Consider the following 14,054-nt stretch of genomic DNA (forward strand, 5'->3'; position numbering starts at 1 on the left):
CGGACGTCCTTTGAAACCGAGACCCGCTTTGATGAAGTCACCGCCAACCCGGTCCTCTCGCCCCGGCGAAGCGGCAGCCAGACCGACGACGCCCTGTCGTGGCGCCTGGCCGCCAGATATGCGCTGACGCCCCATCGCGTCGCCTATGCCAGCGTGAATCGGGGCTTCAAGTCCGGCAGCTTCAACGGCGGTGCCCTGTTCCCGACAGACACGATCGGTCCGGTGGCGCCAGAGTTCGTCACCGCCTGGGAGGCCGGCACGACGTGGCGGTTTACGCCGGGCCTCGCCGTCAATGCCGCGGCCTTCTTCTACGACTACACGGACCTGCAGGACTTCACCCTCCGGTCCACCCCGCCCCCGGCGCGACAGGTCCTCGACAGCGCGGATGCGGAGATGAAGGGGATCGATGTCACCGTGCGGGCCGTCCTGCCCTGGAATGCCAACCTGCGCCTGAGCACGTCCTGGCTTGACGCCACCTTCACCGATTTTGTCGACGCCAACGGCGTCGACAGATCCGGCAACAGACTGACGGCCTCGCCCGAGTTTTCGGCTGTGGCGGCCCTGTCCTGGAGCGGGGCCGTCGCGGGGGACTGGACCCTCGGTGCCGATCTTGGCGTCAACTATCGCAGCGCCATCTTCTTCGACAACACCAACGATCCGCTGCTGGAATCACAGTCCAGAACCATCGTGGATGCGGCCCTGACGCTTGGCCATACCCGATCCGGACTGTCGGCAACGCTCGCCGTGCGCAACCTGACCGACGAGGTTGTGGTTTCCGACGCCCTGCCCATCACCAACTACGGATTCATCCAGCGTACGTTCGCTCCCCCCCGGGCCATTCTGTTCACCGTGCGAGCCGCGTTCCCGTAGGGACTTCAGCTACGCAAGGCCGTCGCGGGACTGAGGCCGGGTGCTGATTTGTCAAACGAACTGCGGCGGTCGCTCCGTTCCGTCACGAACCCGTGCCGGCCGCCCGGCAGCGGTCGGAACAGACCTTCACCTGATCCCAGTCGCGCGCCCATTTTCGGCGCCAGGTGAAGGGCTTGGCGCAGACGGCGCAGGTCTTCTGCGGCAGGTCGCGCTTGTCGGGGGCGGTGCCGAGGTTGACGTGTTTGCGGGCCATGGCGCGACCAAACCTTCCCTTTACGTGCGCGTCAAGTTTTGCTTAGATGTTGGTATGGCGACCGCCGACGATCACCGCACTTATTCAATCCGCCAGTTGTGCCGTGAGTTCGGCGCGACGGCCCGCGCACTGAGATTCTATGAGGACAAGGGGCTGCTGACGCCCGCCCGCAAGGGACAGACGCGGGTTTATGACGCCCGCGACCGGGCCCGGCTGAAGCTGATCCTGCGAGGCCGGCGCATCGGCTTCAGCCTTCTGGAGATCCAGGAGATGCTGGATCTGTACGATCACGACGACCACAACGCCCACCAGATGTCGGTCGCCCTGCGCCGTCACCGGGCCCAGATCGCGGCGCTGAAACAGCAGCGCGAAGACCTCGACGCTGCCATCGAGACGGCCGAGGAAGCCTGCGCGGTGATGGAACGCAAGCTGGGCGAATACCGCCCGGACCTGCTGCCCGGTGCCGAAGAATACGCCGACCTGCTGAAGGCCCGGCTCAATCCCGATCCCCATCACCACCAGCCCTTCAAAGCGAGAGCTTAATCCCATGGCTTACAAGGCGCCCGTCCGCGACCTGACCTTCATTCTGAACGAAGTTCTGGAGATCGACCGCTATACGAACCAGCCCGGCTTCGAGGACATCTCCTCGGATCTGGTCGGCCAGATCCTGGAAGAGGGCGCCAGGTTCGCCGACGAAGTCATCGCCCCGATCAACCACTCGGGCGACAAGGAAGGCTGCCACTGGGACAATGGCGTCGTCACCGGCCCGAAGGGCTGGAAGGAGGCCTATCAGGCCATGGTCGCGGCCGGCTGGCCCGCCCTGTCGGCGGATCCGGCCTATGGCGGCCAGGGCATGCCCGCCGTCGTCGGCATGGCGTTCGGCCAGTTCACGGCCGGCGCCTCGGCCGCCTTCTCGATGTATCCGGGCCTGACCGCGGGCGCCTACGCCGGCATTCACGCCAACGCCTCGGACGAGCTGAAGGCCAAATACCTGCCCAAGATGGCCACCGGCGAGTGGGGCGGGACCATGAACCTGACGGAGCCCCAGTGCGGCACCGATCTCGGCATGGTGCGCACCAAGGCCGTTCCGCAGGGCGACGGCACCTACAGGATCACCGGTCAGAAGATCTGGATCTCGGCCGGCGAGCACGACTTCGCCGACAACATCATCCATACCGTCCTGGCCCGCGTCGAAGGCGCCCCGGCCGGCATCAAGGGCCTGTCGCTGTTCCTCGTGCCCAAGTTCATGGTCGGCGAGGACGGCTCGATCGGTGAGCGCAACGGCGTCCAGTGCGCCGGTCTCGAACACAAGATGGGCATCCACGGCAACGCCACCTGCGTCATGTCCTACGATGACGCCACGGGCTGGCTGATCGGCGAGGAAGGCCGGGGCATGAACAACATGTTCGTGGTCATGAACGAGGCCCGCCTCGGCACCGGCCTGCAGGGCCTGGCCATCGGCGCCGCCGCCTATCAGGCCGCCGTCCAGTTCGCCCACGACCGCCTCCAGGGCCGCAGCCTGACGGGACCCAAGAACCCCGACGGCCCTGCCGATTCCATCATGGTCCACCCCGACGTCCGCCGCATGCTGCTGGAGGCCAAGGCTTTCGTCGAAGGCGGGCAGGCCTTCATCCTTTGGACCGCGCTTCAGGCCGACCTCGAGAAGTCGGCCGACGAGACCACGGCCCAGAAGGCCAAGGACTACATGGGTCTGCTGACCCCGGTCCTGAAAGCCTATCTGACCGACAAGGGCTTCCACGTCGCCTCGCTGGGTATGCAGGTGCACGGCGGCTCCGGCTACACCGAGCATTTCCAGGCCTCGCAGTATCTGCGCGATGCGCGGATCACCATGATCTACGAGGGCACCAACGGCATCCAGGCTCTGGATCTGGTCGGTCGGAAGCTGCCGTCGAACGGCGGCCGCGCGATCATGAGCTGGTTCGCCGACATCGACGCCTTCGTGGCCGACAACGGCGGCGAGGGTCCGGTGAAGCCCTTCGTCGACGGTCTGGCTGACGCCAAGAAGAAGCTGCAAGAGGCCACCATGTGGCTGATGCAGAACGGCATGGCCAACCCGGACAACGCCGCCGCCGCCTCGACGGACTACCTCAACCTGTTCGGCATCACGGCCCTGGCCTACCTCTGGGCCCAGATGGCCAAGGCGGCGCAGGCGAAGATCGACGCCGGTTCGACCGATCCCTTCTACGTCACCAAGATGCAGACCGGCCGCTACTTCGTCGAACGCATTCTGCCCGACGCCGCCTCGCACCTGGTCAAGCTGAAGACCGGAGCCGAGGTCCTGATGCAGATGCCGGCCGAGGCGTTCTGATGAGTCTGAACGTCCTCAATGTCCCTGAGCCCGATTTCATGCAGGACGAGGAGATCACCCTCTTCTCCGACAGCGTCGGCAAATGGATCGACGAGCACGCGTCGCCGGAGGCGGTCCAGTCGTGGATCGCCAATTCCAGCGTCCCGCGCCAGCTGTGGAACGACGCCGGCGAGGCGGGCCTTCTGGGCCTGTCGATGCCCGAGGAAGACGGCGGCATGGGCGGCGACTATCGGCACGAGGTCGTGCTGATGCGCCAGCTCGGCTGGAAGGGCGCGGACCATTTCGGCATCTCGCTGCACAACGCCATCGTCGCCCCCTACATCTGGCACTACGGCACCGAGGAGCAGAAGAAGCGCTGGCTCCCGCGTCTGCTGAGCGGCGAACTGGTCGGGGCCATCGCCATGACCGAACCGGGCGCCGGCTCGGACCTTCAGGGCATCAAGACCACGGCGATCAAGTCGGGCAACGGCTATGTCGTGAACGGCTCCAAGACCTTCATCACCAACGGCCAGCTGGCCAACTTCATCATCGTCGTCGCCAAGACCGACCCCACCCAGGGCTCGAAGGGCACGTCGCTGATCGTCGTCGAGACCGACGGCGCGGACGGCTTCGAACGCGGCCGCAACCTCCACAAGATCGGCATGGAGGGCAACGACACCTCCGAGCTCTTCTTCAACGACGTCCAGGTCCCGGGCGACAACATCATCGGCGGTGTCGAGGGCATGGGCTTCATCCAGCTGATGCAGCAGCTGCCCCAGGAGCGGCTGAACATCGCCGTCCAAGGCGTCGCCGCCGCCGAGCGCGGTCTCAAGGAAACCATCGAATACGTGAAAGGCCGCAAGGCCTTCGGCAAGTCGATCCTGGAGTTCCAGAACACCCAGTTCAAACTGGCCGAGGTCAAGACCAAGCTGACCGTGGCCCGTGTCTTCGTCGACCACTGCATCGGCCTGCACCTCAAGGGCCAGCTCGACGCGGTGATGGCCTCCATGGCCAAATACTGGGTCACCGACATCCAGGGCGAGGTCCTGGACGAGATGCTCCAGCTGCACGGCGGCTACGGCTACATGAACGAGTACCCGATCGCCCAGCTCTACAAGGACGCCCGCGTCCAGCGCATCTACGGCGGCACCAACGAGATCATGAAGGTCTTGATCGCACGGTCGCTGTAGCCACCTTCGGTCCTCTGACGGACGGGGACGGGCGCGTGTGGGAATGGATCGTGACGGCGGGGCTACTGGCCGGCTTCGTTCTGGTCATGCCTTGGGCTGTCCGATCGATGCGGAACAGCCGGCGCAGGTCCGGCGCGGGCGGCATGGGCGGGGCGCTTCTGGAAATGCAGTCCTTCATCGCCCCGTCAACGGAGCATCTGATCGAAGCCCGCGAGGAGAAGGTGGTCGAGGTTGCGGGGGATGCCGACCCTGATACCCCCCGGAAACCCGCCGCCTTGCCATCCCCGATCTCCGCTTCGCTCCGTCGGGGATGACAAGGCGCCCGACTGATGTAAGACGGCCCCATGCGCAAGACGGCCCCTCAGCGACTGGCGGAACGCGAGGCCCGGGCCCGGTCGGAACTGCTCGACAGCCTGTTCGACGCCTGGATCGGCCAGGCGAACAATGAGGCGACCCTGTCCCGCCTCGGCCCGGTCGACCCTCTGAATGCGAAAGATGTCGCCCGCGCCCTCAAGACCGACATCGCCGGTCCCTTCGCCGAACTGACACGCGAGACCCAGACCCGCATCAAGGCCGCCCTGACCGTGCTGGCGAACAGCAATGGTGCGGAGTTTCGCGAGTACTGGCTCGACCTGCGCGGACCGTTCGGAACCACCGAAGACGAGGCCGACGCCATCTTCCCGGTCGTCGCGCGAACCTTCGGCGTCAAACTTCCGGACACGCCGCCTGGCGGCTAGGATCATCCGATGATCCGCCTCCACGTCACCCCCGACCTGTCCCCCGGCGTCGGCGTCGCCCCGACGCTCGACCAGTCCCGCTATCTGACCCAGGTCATGCGGCTGAAGCTCGGCGACGACCTGCTGATCTTCAACGGCCGTGACGGCGAGTGGCGCGCGACCATTGCCGAGGTGCTCAAGAAGGGCGTCGTCCTCCGCGCCGAGGACCAGGTCCGGTCCCAGACCCTCGGTCCCGACCTCGAGCTGATCGTCGCCGTGGTCAAGAAATCGCGCGTCGAGACCATCGTCGAAAAGGCCGCGGAACTGGGGGCTGCGCGGGTCCGGTTGACCGTGACCCAGCGCACCAATGTCGAACACGTCCGCCTCGACCGGCTCGACGCCATCGCCATCGAGGCCGCCGAACAGACGGGCCGCCTCGACGTGCCCACCGTCGACGACCCCCTGAAGCTCGCCGCCATCCTCGACGGCTGGGACGCCTCGCGGCGGCTGATGTTCTGCGACGAGACCGGCGGCGCCCCCGTTGGCTCCGCCATCACCCAACCCGGCCCCTGGGCCATCCTGATCGGCCCCGAGGGCGGCTTCTCGCCCGAGGAGCGCGACCGCCTGCGCGCCCTGCCCTTCACCACCGCCGTATCCCTCGGCCCTCGCATCCTGCGCGCCGACACCGCCGCCATCGCCGCCATGTCCCTGTGGCAGGCCGCCGTCGGCGACTGGGAGCGTTAGGGCCATGCTGGCCGAGCTGTTGATCGCCACGGTGATGGTCCTGCTCACCGTCATCCTGCACGGCGGCGGACTGCTGGTCCTGGGCCGATTGATGGAATGGCGCGAGCGCTCGACCGGCCAGTCGCGGGTCAACCCGACCTCGATCGAGGGGGCGATCGTCGCCGTGCTCTCCGCGCTGGGCCTGCTGGCTCTGCACGGTGTGGAGATCTGGCTTTATGCCCTTCTCTATCGCGTGATCGGGGCGGTGGAGCCGATGCGGGACGCCGTCTATTTTTCGACGATCGCCTATGCCTCGATCGGCTTTTCAGACGCCGCCATGGCCCCGGAATGGAAGCTGCTGGGTGCGCTGGAAGGCATCAACGGCGCCCTCCTGCTGGGGTGGTCGGTCGCCTTCTTCGTCACCCTGATGACCCGCTTCCTGCCGGCCCGCCGGCATCACGGCTGATCAGCGCCTGCGGTAGCGCGTCGCTGAAAGGCTTTCCGACACGGCGCAGGATTTCACATCAATCCAGCCTTCCGCCCGCATCGCCGTCCGCACGGCGGTGTCGCCGAACGCGGTCGCCTTGCCCTTGCCGTGGATGATCCAGACGGGTGAGGGCGCCAGGGCCGCGACGACCTCCATCGCCTCGGGCCCCTCCACCCGCGCAATCCCCTGAGCCGCCAGGTCCGACTCCACGTGTTCGACGCCCGCGAGCGCTTCCGCAAGCTCCGCCGCGTCCAGCGCCCCGAAGGTCCACACCCCCAGCCCCTGCGACAGGCCCATCTTCCCGGCGAGCGTCGGCAGCGGCTTCTCCAGCATCGCCTTCCACTTCAACGCCTCGCCGGCCCCCAGACCCAGCCGGAACGGTCCCTGATCCGCCTGGCCGACCAGGTCGCCGCCGTCGACGGTCAGGCCCCGGATCGAACCGCGCGCGATCGTCAGCCCCAGCGGACGGCGCAGGATGATCCCCTCGGCCTCCAGCAGGGCCTTCGCCTTTCCGGATCGCCCGGCATAGGCCGCCTCCACGAACGCCTCGCGCCCCATGTCATCCTCCGTCCAACCCCTTGAGACCGGCGGCAATCTCACCCATCTAGCCGCAACGGGCCAGTCGCCCGCTGGGGTTCTCATGACCGACACCGCGCCGCTGACTTTCGACGACCTGGTCGGCGTCATGTCCAAGGGCATGAAGCCGAAGTCCGAATGGCGCGTCGGCGCCGAGCACGAGAAGTTCGGCTTCGACAAGTCGACCCTGCGCCGCCCGACCTACGAAGGTCCCAACGGCATCCTCGCCATGCTGACCGGGCTGCAGCGGTTCGGCTGGGCCCCGGTCGAGGAGGCCGGCCATGTGATCGCCCTCGAGCGGAAGAACGACGAGGGCTACACCGCCTCCATCAGTCTGGAGCCCGGCGGCCAGTTCGAACTGTCCGGCGCCCCGCTCCAGACCATCCACGACATCTGTTCGGAGACCGGCCAGCACCTGATGGAGGTCAAGATGGTCGCCGACGAGCTGAACCTCGGCTTCCTCGGCGCCGGCTTCGATCCGAAATGGCGGCGCGAGGACGTGCCGGTCATGCCCAAGGGCCGCTACGACATCATGCGCGCCTATATGCCGAAGAAGGGCAATCTGGGCCTCGACATGATGCTGCGCACCTGCACCATCCAGGCCAATCTCGATTTCGACTCCGAGGCCGACATGGTCGCGAAGTTCCGCACCTCGCTGGCGCTCCAGCCGATCGGCACGGCCCTGTTCGCCTGCAGCCCGTTCACGGAGGGTCGCCCCAACGGCTTCCTGTCCGCCCGTGCCAATGTCTGGACCGACACCGATCCGGACCGGACCGGCATGCTGAACTTCGTCTTCCAGGACGGTTTCGGCTTCGAGACCTATGCCAACTACGCGCTCGACGTACCGATGTATTTCGCCAAGCGCGGCGAGAAATATATCGACGCCTCGGGTCAATCGTTCCGCCACTTCCTCGACGGCAAGCTCCCCGCCCTGCCCGGCGAACGACCGACGCTGAAGGACTGGGGCGATCACCTGACCACCCTGTTCCCCGAAGTCCGGCTGAAACAGTATCTGGAGATGCGCGGCTCGGATGGCGGCCCGTGGAGCCGCATCTGCGGCCTGCCCGCCCTGTGGACCGGCATCTTCTATGACGCGCCCTCGCTGGCCGCCGCCTGGGACCTCTGCAAGGACTGGGATATCGAGGACCACGAGCGGCTGCGTCGTGACGTGACCCGGCTGGGCCTCCGCGCCGAGGTCGCCGGCCGGTCCGTGCGCGACATCGCCGTCGACATGGTCGCCATCGCCCGCGAAGGCCTGAAGAACCGCGCCAAATTCTCGGGCGGCATGGTTGACGAGCGCGGGTATCTGTCGGAGCTGGAAGACATCGCCGACACCGGCGTCACCCCGGCCGAGCGGATGCTCGACCTGTACCACGGCGAGTGGAAGGGCGACGTCGACCGCATCTACCGCGACTTCGCCTACTGATCCGCAGACAGCAAAAAGCCCGCCGCATCGCGACGGGCTTCTGCCGGTCAGGCCTCGAGGCCTGGCCTTAGTTCTTGGCTTCTTCGGCGCCGGTCGCGACGGCGTTGCCGGCGGCCGAGACGTCGCGGCCGACGCCCGAGATGGTGTTGCAGGCCGACACGGCCAGGGCGGCGGCGACCAGCGACAGGGTGATGATCTTTTTCATGGTGGAGTTCCCCAATGATGAAGCTCTGCAAACGCCAAGCGTCACCGCAGGTTCCATGGCCATCGCGCGGGATGATCTGCTAGTGGCGGTTATGACCCAGGACAAAGCTCAAGCCCCCGGAACCGCCGCCCGCCGCCTTGTCGAGACCCTCGCGATCAACGGCGTCACCCGCGTCTTCTGCGTGCCGGGCGAAAGCTACCTCGCCGTGCTCGACGCCCTGGTCGACCATCCCGGGATCGAGGTCATCACTTGCCGCCATGAGGCGGGCGCCGCCAACATGGCCGAGGCCTATGGCAAGCTGACCGGCCGCCCCGGCGTCTGCATGGTCACGCGCGGTCCGGGTGCGACCCACGCCTCCATCGGCGTGCATACGGCGCATCAGGACTCCACCCCGATGATCCTGTTCGTCGGCCAGATCGCCCTGACCGACCGCGGCCGGGGCGCCTTCCAGGAGGTCGACTATCGCGAGGTCTTCGGCGGCCTGGCCAAATGGGCCACCGAGCTGGAGAGCCCGGAGCGCACCGTCGAGATCGTCGAACGCGCCTTCGCCACGGCCCAGCAGGGTCGCATGGGTCCGGTCGTCATCGCCCTGCCCGAGGACATCCTGCACGAACCCGGCGGCCCCGCCCCGGTCCGTGCCGTCACGCCGGCCAGAAGCGGCCTCGACCCCGCCTTCCTCGCCGAGCTCGGCGACCGTCTGTCGAAAGCCGCACGGCCCCTGCTGGTCCTCGGCGGCTCCGGCTGGACCGAGGAGGCCGCCACGGCCATCGGTGACTGGTCTGAGCGTCTGGGCCTGCCCGTCGCCCTGTCGTTCCGCAGAAAGGACATCCTCTCCAACGACCGGTCCAACTACGCCGGCGACCTCGGCCTCGGCTGTAATCCGGAACTGATGCAACGCGCGCGCGACGCCGACCTGCTGATCGCGCTCGGCGCCCGGCTCGGCGAGAACCCGACGCAGGGCTACACCCTGTTCACGCGCGACCACACGGCCGACCGGCTCGTCCACATCCACCCCTCCCCCGAGGAACTCGGCCGCGTCTGGACGCCCCTGCTCAGCGCCGCCGCCGACAACAGCCTCGCCGCCCACGCCCTGGCCACGCTCGAGCCCGGCCGCACCTGGCATGACGCCGCCCGGGCCGCCCACGACCACTACCAGGCCTTCTCGACCCCCGTGCCGGTCACCGGCGCGGTGAACATGAGCGAGTGCATGGCCCATCTCGGCGAGGTCCTGCCGCCCAGCGCCGTGGTCACCAACGGCGCAGGCAACTTCGCCGCCTGGCTGCACCGCTTCTACCGCCACCGCGCCTGCCGGACCCAGCTGGGCCCGACCTCGGGCGCCATGGGTTACGGCTACCCCGCCGCCATCGCCGCCAAGTCCCTGCATCCCGAGCGCGAGGTCATCTGCGTCGCGGGCGACGGCGAGTTCCTGATGACCGGTCAGGAGATGGCCACCGCCGTCCAGTTCGGCATCAATGTCGTCGTCATCGTGGTCGACAACGGCACCTTCGGCACCATCCGCATGCACCAGGAGGGTCACTATCCCGGCCGGGTCATGGCGACGGATCTGAAGAACCCCGACTTCGTCAGATACGCCGAGGCCTTCGGCGCCTTCGGCATCCGCTGCGAGGCCACCGCCGACTTCCCCGCCGCTCTGCGGGCCGCCCGCGACGCCGCGAAGGACCGCCCGGCTCTGGTGCATCTGATCACCTCAGCCGAGGACATCGCGCCGAACAGGACGATCACGGGGTTGCGGAAGGGGTAGGACCCTTGTCATCCCGGCCGTAGCGAAGCGAAGAGCCGGGACGTGGATTGCGAAATGCGGCCCTCCCGGAAATCGCGCCAGCGATTGTCCGGGAGACAGCCTGCCACCCCTCAGCCTTCTCCCGGACAGCCGCTTCGCGTCTTCCGGGAGCTCGAAAGCCCGTCTTCCGTCCCGGATAATCGCTGGCGCGATTTCCGGGATGACAAGATCGAAGGCCGTTGAAACTAGACCGGCCAGGTCTCCGGGCTCGCCCCCAGCACCTCGCCGGCCAGATACAGCGACCCGCAGATCACCACCCGCCCGGCTCCGAGCCTGAGCGCCCGGCTCAACGCAGCCTCGACCGACGACGAGCTCTGCGCGCCCAGCCCATGCCCGCGCGCCACGGCCGCCAGCGCCGCCGGGTCCGCCGCCGCCCCCTCGAAGCCGACGGTGAAGACGTGCGCGTCGGACCCTTTCAGCGCCTCGAAGAACCCGCCGTGGTCCTTGTTGGCCAGCATGCCGACGATCAGGGCCAGCGGCCGCGGCGACTTCCGCTGCCGCTCCGCCAGGGCCTCGGCCAGCGCCCGCCCTGCGTGCGGATTATGTCCCCCGTCCAGCCACAGCTCCGCCTCCGCCGCGCGCGCCATCTCGCCGTAGGGACCGGCCGATATCCGCTGCATCCGCGCCGGCCATGTCGCCTCGGCGACGCCCCGCGCGATGGCCTCCGCCGGCAGGTCCAGCTCCAGCGCCACGGCCACGGCCAGCCCGGCATTCGCCACCTGATGCGGCCCCTTCAGCGCGGGCGCGGGCAGGTCGAAGAACCGTTCCTGATCCTGGAACGCCATGCCGCCGCGCTCGTCCCAGGCGTCGAAATCCACCCCCATGACCGTCAGCGGCGCCTGGGCAGCGGCGGCCCTCGCCTCGATCACCGCCATCGCCGCCTCGGACTGGCGCGCCACGAAGCCGCGCGCGCCGGCCTTCAGAATACCGGCCTTCTCGCCGGCGATGCCCTCGATCCGCGTGCCGAGGAACTCCGCGTGGTCCAGGTCCACGGGCGTAATCACGCTCAGCAGCGGCCGCTCGATGACGTTGGTCGCATCCAGCGTCCCGCCCAGCCCGACCTCGATGATGCACAGATCCGCCGGCGTCTCCGCCATGGCGACGAAGGCGGCGGCGGTGGTGCTCTCGAACACCGTCGCCTCGACGCCCTTTACCGCCTCGATCCGGTCCAGAATCGCCGACAGCCGCTCGTCGGAGATCAGCTCTCCCGCCAGCCGGATCCGTTCGTTGAACCGCACCAGATGCGGCGAGGTGTAGACGTGGACCTTAAGCCCGGCCGCCTCGGCCATCGCGCGGATGAAGGCGATGGTCGATCCCTTGCCGTTGGTCCCGGCCACATGGATCACCGGGGACAACCGGTCCTGCGGATTGCCGAGCACGGCGCACAGGGTCCGCATCCGGTCCAGTGACAGGTCGATCTTTTGCGGGTGGCGCAGGCGCAGGCGTTCGGAGACGGGATCCATGACCTCTATTAGCCCATAGCCGTGGCCGACACAGGGCGGAAGCGGCCTCCGATGAGCAACGACGGCATCCTTTTTCGCCGGATGCGCGGACCCAACCTGGGATACGCATCGTCGATGCAGCCGCCCGAGAGCGCTTGCAGAACAGCCGTCGCTCAACATAGGCTCCGCATTCAACCGGAGGTCCGCAGATGTTAGTCGCCGCAGTCCTGTCCTCGCTCATGCTCGGCCTGAACGTTGACGGCTCGATGCCGCCGCCCCGGCAACAGCAACAGATGTCCCTGCCCGACGTCACCATCACGGGTCGGCCGACGGACGAAGCCGTGCGCGACTTCGTAGGCCGCATCGCCGCCCCGGTGCGCGGACGCGGCCTGGCTCAGTGGAATATGCGCGTCTGCCCTGGCGTGGTGAATCTGTCGCGCGACGCCTCGCAGGCGATCATCGACCGCATCACCACCGTCGCCGCAGGGCTCGACATTCCGACCGGCGATCCCGGCTGCGCGGCCAATCTGGTGATCATCTTCACAACCGACGGTCCCGGCGTGGCCCAGGCCCTGGTCGCCAGCGAGCCCGGGGTGTTCGAACCGAACGTCACGGGCGTGGATCGCGGCCCCGCGGCCATGCGAGATTTCCAACATGGCGACGCTGCGGTCCGCTGGTGGTCGCTGAGCCTGCCCGTGGACAGCGAGACCGGATTGCGGGCGGTGCGGGTCCCCGGCCAATTCAGCGGAAGAACACTCAACACCGCCCAAACCACCGGGAGCCACTTGGATTACGCCCCCCAGATCTCGGTGCAGAGCCCGTCGCGCCTGAACGCCCAGATCGTGGATATACTATTCAAGACGATCGTCATCGTGGACGTCGAGCGGGTCGGTCAGATCGACTCGGGCCAGCTCGCTGACTATCTCGCCTTCGTCGGCCTCGCCCAGATCGACGCTCGGGCCGAAACGGTCGGCTTCGATACCGTGCTGAACCTGTTCGACGGCGGCGGTCATGCGGGCTTGACGGAGTGGGACCAATCCTACCTTCAGGCCCTGTACGCCCCACGGTCCCAACGCATCTCTCCAGACGCGCAGGCCACAGCCGTCGCCGACATCATGACCCGGGATCGCCGCTCCGCCGCCCGGGCGGAGTAGGTCTCAGGCCGCCTGACGCCGTCCGCCCATCAGCATCGACAGCAGCTTGCCGAGCGTCTCCGGCAGGTCGGCGCGGGCGACGACGCGGTCGACCATGCCCTTTTCCTGCAGATACTCCGACCGCTGGAACCCAGGCGGCAGTTTCTCGCGGATGGTGGTCTCGATCACGCGCGGGCCGGCGAAGCCTATCAGGGCGCCCGGCTCGGCCAGGTGGATGTCTCCCAGCATCGCATAGCTGGCCGTCACCCCGCCGGTCGTCGGATCGGTCAGGACCACGATGTAGGGCAGTTGGGCGTCCTTCAGTTCCTGCACGGCAAGGGTGGTGCGCGCCATCTGCATCAGGCTCAGCGCGCCCTCCTGCATCCGCGCCCCCCCGGCGGCGGTGAAGCAGACGAGCGGGACGTTGCGTTCGATCGCGGCACGGGCGGCGGCGATGAAGCCTTCACCCGCGGCCATGCCCAGCGAGCCGCCCATGAAGGCGAAGTCCTGGACCACGGCCACGGCGGGCGTTCCGGCGATCTCGCCGAAGCCGATCGACATGGCGTCCTTCGAACCCGTGGCCTTGCGTGCCGCGATCAGACGCTCGCGATAGGGTTTGCCGTCCGAGAACTTCAGCGGATCCTCGGCCACGTCGGGCGAGGCGATCGGCTCGTACGCGCCGTCGTCGAAGGTGTAGCCCAACCGTTGCGTCGCATTGATGCGCATGTGCCGGCCGGACGGCGTCACCCAAAGGGCGGCCTCCAGGTCGGAGCGGTACAGCATCTCGCCCGAATCCGGGTCCTTGACCCACAGATTGTCCGGCGTCTCGCGCCGGCTGACGATCTTGCGGACACCCGGAGCGAACCGGCTGAGCCAGCCGCCGCGCTTTTCCTGGGCGGGTTTGGGAGTATTCTTGTCGGCCAT

16 protein-coding genes are annotated in these 14,054 nt (G+C 67.7%); 11 read left to right on the forward strand and 5 right to left on the reverse strand.

Going from position 1 to position 14,054, the window contains the following annotated elements:
* A partial coding sequence (locus RMO01_RS14170) for a TonB-dependent receptor domain-containing protein (RefSeq protein WP_309629705.1) occupies positions 1-870 on the forward strand: 870 nt, incomplete at its 5' end.
* A gap of 82 nt (positions 871-952) precedes the next feature.
* Here the strand turns inward: RMO01_RS14170 and RMO01_RS14175 are convergent.
* Positions 953-1,123 (reverse strand): DUF2256 domain-containing protein, encoded by a 171-nt coding sequence (locus RMO01_RS14175; protein WP_309629706.1) that lies wholly within the window; start codon positions 1,121-1,123, stop codon positions 953-955.
* A gap of 54 nt (positions 1,124-1,177) precedes the next feature.
* On the opposite strand from RMO01_RS14175, the gene RMO01_RS14180 reads away from it, so the two are divergent.
* Genes RMO01_RS14180 through RMO01_RS14210 form a run of 7 tightly spaced genes read left to right on the forward strand, consistent with a single transcriptional unit; the run spans position 1,178 to position 6,526 of the window.
* On the forward strand, positions 1,178-1,666 hold the full coding sequence (locus tag RMO01_RS14180) for a MerR family DNA-binding transcriptional regulator (protein WP_309629707.1): 489 nt from the start codon (positions 1,178-1,180) through the stop codon (positions 1,664-1,666).
* A gap of 4 nt (positions 1,667-1,670) precedes the next feature.
* Positions 1,671-3,452 (forward strand): acyl-CoA dehydrogenase C-terminal domain-containing protein, encoded by a 1,782-nt coding sequence (locus RMO01_RS14185; RefSeq protein WP_309629708.1) that lies wholly within the window; start codon positions 1,671-1,673, stop codon positions 3,450-3,452.
* A gap of 5 nt (positions 3,453-3,457) precedes the next feature.
* The gene (locus tag RMO01_RS14190; protein ID WP_309629756.1) at positions 3,458-4,621 is read left to right on the forward strand and encodes an acyl-CoA dehydrogenase family protein; all 1,164 of its coding nucleotides are present in this window, start codon (positions 3,458-3,460) and stop codon (positions 4,619-4,621) included.
* A 35-nt stretch (positions 4,622-4,656) separates the two neighbouring features.
* The gene (locus tag RMO01_RS14195) at positions 4,657-4,935 is read left to right on the forward strand and encodes a hypothetical protein (RefSeq protein ID WP_309629709.1); all 279 of its coding nucleotides are present in this window, start codon (positions 4,657-4,659) and stop codon (positions 4,933-4,935) included.
* 30 nt (positions 4,936-4,965) lie between these two features.
* Positions 4,966-5,358: a hypothetical protein gene (locus tag RMO01_RS14200; protein ID WP_309629710.1), complete on the forward strand. Its 393-nt coding sequence runs from the start codon at positions 4,966-4,968 to the stop codon at positions 5,356-5,358.
* Between the two features lie 9 nt (positions 5,359-5,367).
* Positions 5,368-6,081 (forward strand): 16S rRNA (uracil(1498)-N(3))-methyltransferase, encoded by a 714-nt coding sequence (locus RMO01_RS14205; protein WP_309629711.1) that lies wholly within the window; start codon positions 5,368-5,370, stop codon positions 6,079-6,081.
* A 4-nt stretch (positions 6,082-6,085) separates the two neighbouring features.
* Positions 6,086-6,526, forward strand: a complete 441-nt coding sequence (locus RMO01_RS14210) for an ion channel (protein WP_309629712.1) — start codon at positions 6,086-6,088, stop codon at positions 6,524-6,526.
* Here the strand turns inward: RMO01_RS14210 and RMO01_RS14215 are convergent, their stop codons facing one another.
* The gene (locus tag RMO01_RS14215; protein ID WP_309629713.1) at positions 6,527-7,105 is read right to left on the reverse strand and encodes a hypothetical protein; all 579 of its coding nucleotides are present in this window, start codon (positions 7,103-7,105) and stop codon (positions 6,527-6,529) included. It lies immediately after the preceding gene.
* Positions 7,106-7,187: 82 nt separating this feature from the next.
* Between RMO01_RS14215 and RMO01_RS14220 the strand changes: the two genes are divergently transcribed.
* Positions 7,188-8,549 carry a glutamate--cysteine ligase gene (locus RMO01_RS14220; RefSeq protein WP_309629714.1) on the forward strand — a complete coding sequence of 454 codons (1,362 nt, stop codon included), beginning with the start codon at positions 7,188-7,190 and terminating at the stop codon, positions 8,547-8,549.
* A 67-nt stretch (positions 8,550-8,616) separates the two neighbouring features.
* Here the strand turns inward: RMO01_RS14220 and RMO01_RS14225 are convergent, their stop codons facing one another.
* Positions 8,617-8,754: an entericidin A/B family lipoprotein gene (locus tag RMO01_RS14225; protein WP_309629715.1), complete on the reverse strand. Its 138-nt coding sequence runs from the start codon at positions 8,752-8,754 to the stop codon at positions 8,617-8,619.
* 91 nt (positions 8,755-8,845) lie between these two features.
* Between RMO01_RS14225 and RMO01_RS14230 the strand changes: the two genes are divergently transcribed.
* Positions 8,846-10,516, forward strand: coding sequence for a thiamine pyrophosphate-binding protein (locus RMO01_RS14230; RefSeq protein ID WP_309629716.1), 1,671 nt, complete (start codon positions 8,846-8,848; stop codon positions 10,514-10,516).
* 224 nt (positions 10,517-10,740) lie between these two features.
* Here RMO01_RS14230 and RMO01_RS14235 read toward each other — a convergent pair whose 3' ends face one another.
* Positions 10,741-12,018: a folylpolyglutamate synthase/dihydrofolate synthase family protein gene (locus RMO01_RS14235; RefSeq protein WP_309629717.1), complete on the reverse strand. Its 1,278-nt coding sequence runs from the start codon at positions 12,016-12,018 to the stop codon at positions 10,741-10,743.
* 188 nt (positions 12,019-12,206) lie between these two features.
* Here RMO01_RS14235 and RMO01_RS14240 point away from each other — a divergent pair, with 188 nt between their 5' ends.
* Positions 12,207-13,151 (forward strand): hypothetical protein, encoded by a 945-nt coding sequence (locus RMO01_RS14240; protein WP_309629718.1) that lies wholly within the window; start codon positions 12,207-12,209, stop codon positions 13,149-13,151.
* Positions 13,152-13,154: 3 nt separating this feature from the next.
* Here the strand turns inward: RMO01_RS14240 and accD are convergent, their stop codons facing one another.
* Positions 13,155-14,054, reverse strand: a complete 900-nt coding sequence (gene accD / locus RMO01_RS14245; RefSeq protein ID WP_309629719.1) for an acetyl-CoA carboxylase, carboxyltransferase subunit beta — start codon at positions 14,052-14,054, stop codon at positions 13,155-13,157.

The sequence above is a fragment of the Brevundimonas sp. genome (genome assembly GCF_031412435.1).
In the GTDB taxonomy this organism is placed as follows: Bacteria; Pseudomonadota; Alphaproteobacteria; order Caulobacterales; family Caulobacteraceae; genus Brevundimonas.

Bases quoted from the DNA above. Each gene is read 5' to 3' on its own strand.
- RMO01_RS14175 (WP_309629706.1), bottom strand. From the start codon at position 1,123: ATGGCCCGCAAACACGTCAACCTCGGCACCGCCCCCGACAAGCGCGAC.
- RMO01_RS14180 (WP_309629707.1), top strand. From the start codon at position 1,178: ATGGCGACCGCCGACGATCACCGCACTTATTCAATCCGCCAGTTGTGC.
- RMO01_RS14185 (WP_309629708.1), top strand. From the start codon at position 1,671: ATGGCTTACAAGGCGCCCGTCCGCGACCTGACCTTCATTCTGAACGAA.
- RMO01_RS14200 (WP_309629710.1), top strand. From the start codon at position 4,966: ATGCGCAAGACGGCCCCTCAGCGACTGGCGGAACGCGAGGCCCGGGCC.
- RMO01_RS14205 (WP_309629711.1), top strand. From the start codon at position 5,368: ATGATCCGCCTCCACGTCACCCCCGACCTGTCCCCCGGCGTCGGCGTC.
- RMO01_RS14210 (WP_309629712.1), top strand. From the start codon at position 6,086: ATGCTGGCCGAGCTGTTGATCGCCACGGTGATGGTCCTGCTCACCGTC.
- RMO01_RS14215 (WP_309629713.1), bottom strand. From the start codon at position 7,105: ATGGGGCGCGAGGCGTTCGTGGAGGCGGCCTATGCCGGGCGATCCGGA.
- RMO01_RS14220 (WP_309629714.1), top strand. From the start codon at position 7,188: ATGACCGACACCGCGCCGCTGACTTTCGACGACCTGGTCGGCGTCATG.
- RMO01_RS14225 (WP_309629715.1), bottom strand. From the start codon at position 8,754: ATGAAAAAGATCATCACCCTGTCGCTGGTCGCCGCCGCCCTGGCCGTG.
- RMO01_RS14230 (WP_309629716.1), top strand. From the start codon at position 8,846: ATGACCCAGGACAAAGCTCAAGCCCCCGGAACCGCCGCCCGCCGCCTT.
- RMO01_RS14235 (WP_309629717.1), bottom strand. From the start codon at position 12,018: ATGGATCCCGTCTCCGAACGCCTGCGCCTGCGCCACCCGCAAAAGATC.
- RMO01_RS14240 (WP_309629718.1), top strand. From the start codon at position 12,207: ATGTTAGTCGCCGCAGTCCTGTCCTCGCTCATGCTCGGCCTGAACGTT.
- accD (WP_309629719.1), bottom strand. From the start codon at position 14,054: ATGGCCGACAAGAATACTCCCAAACCCGCCCAGGAAAAGCGCGGCGGC.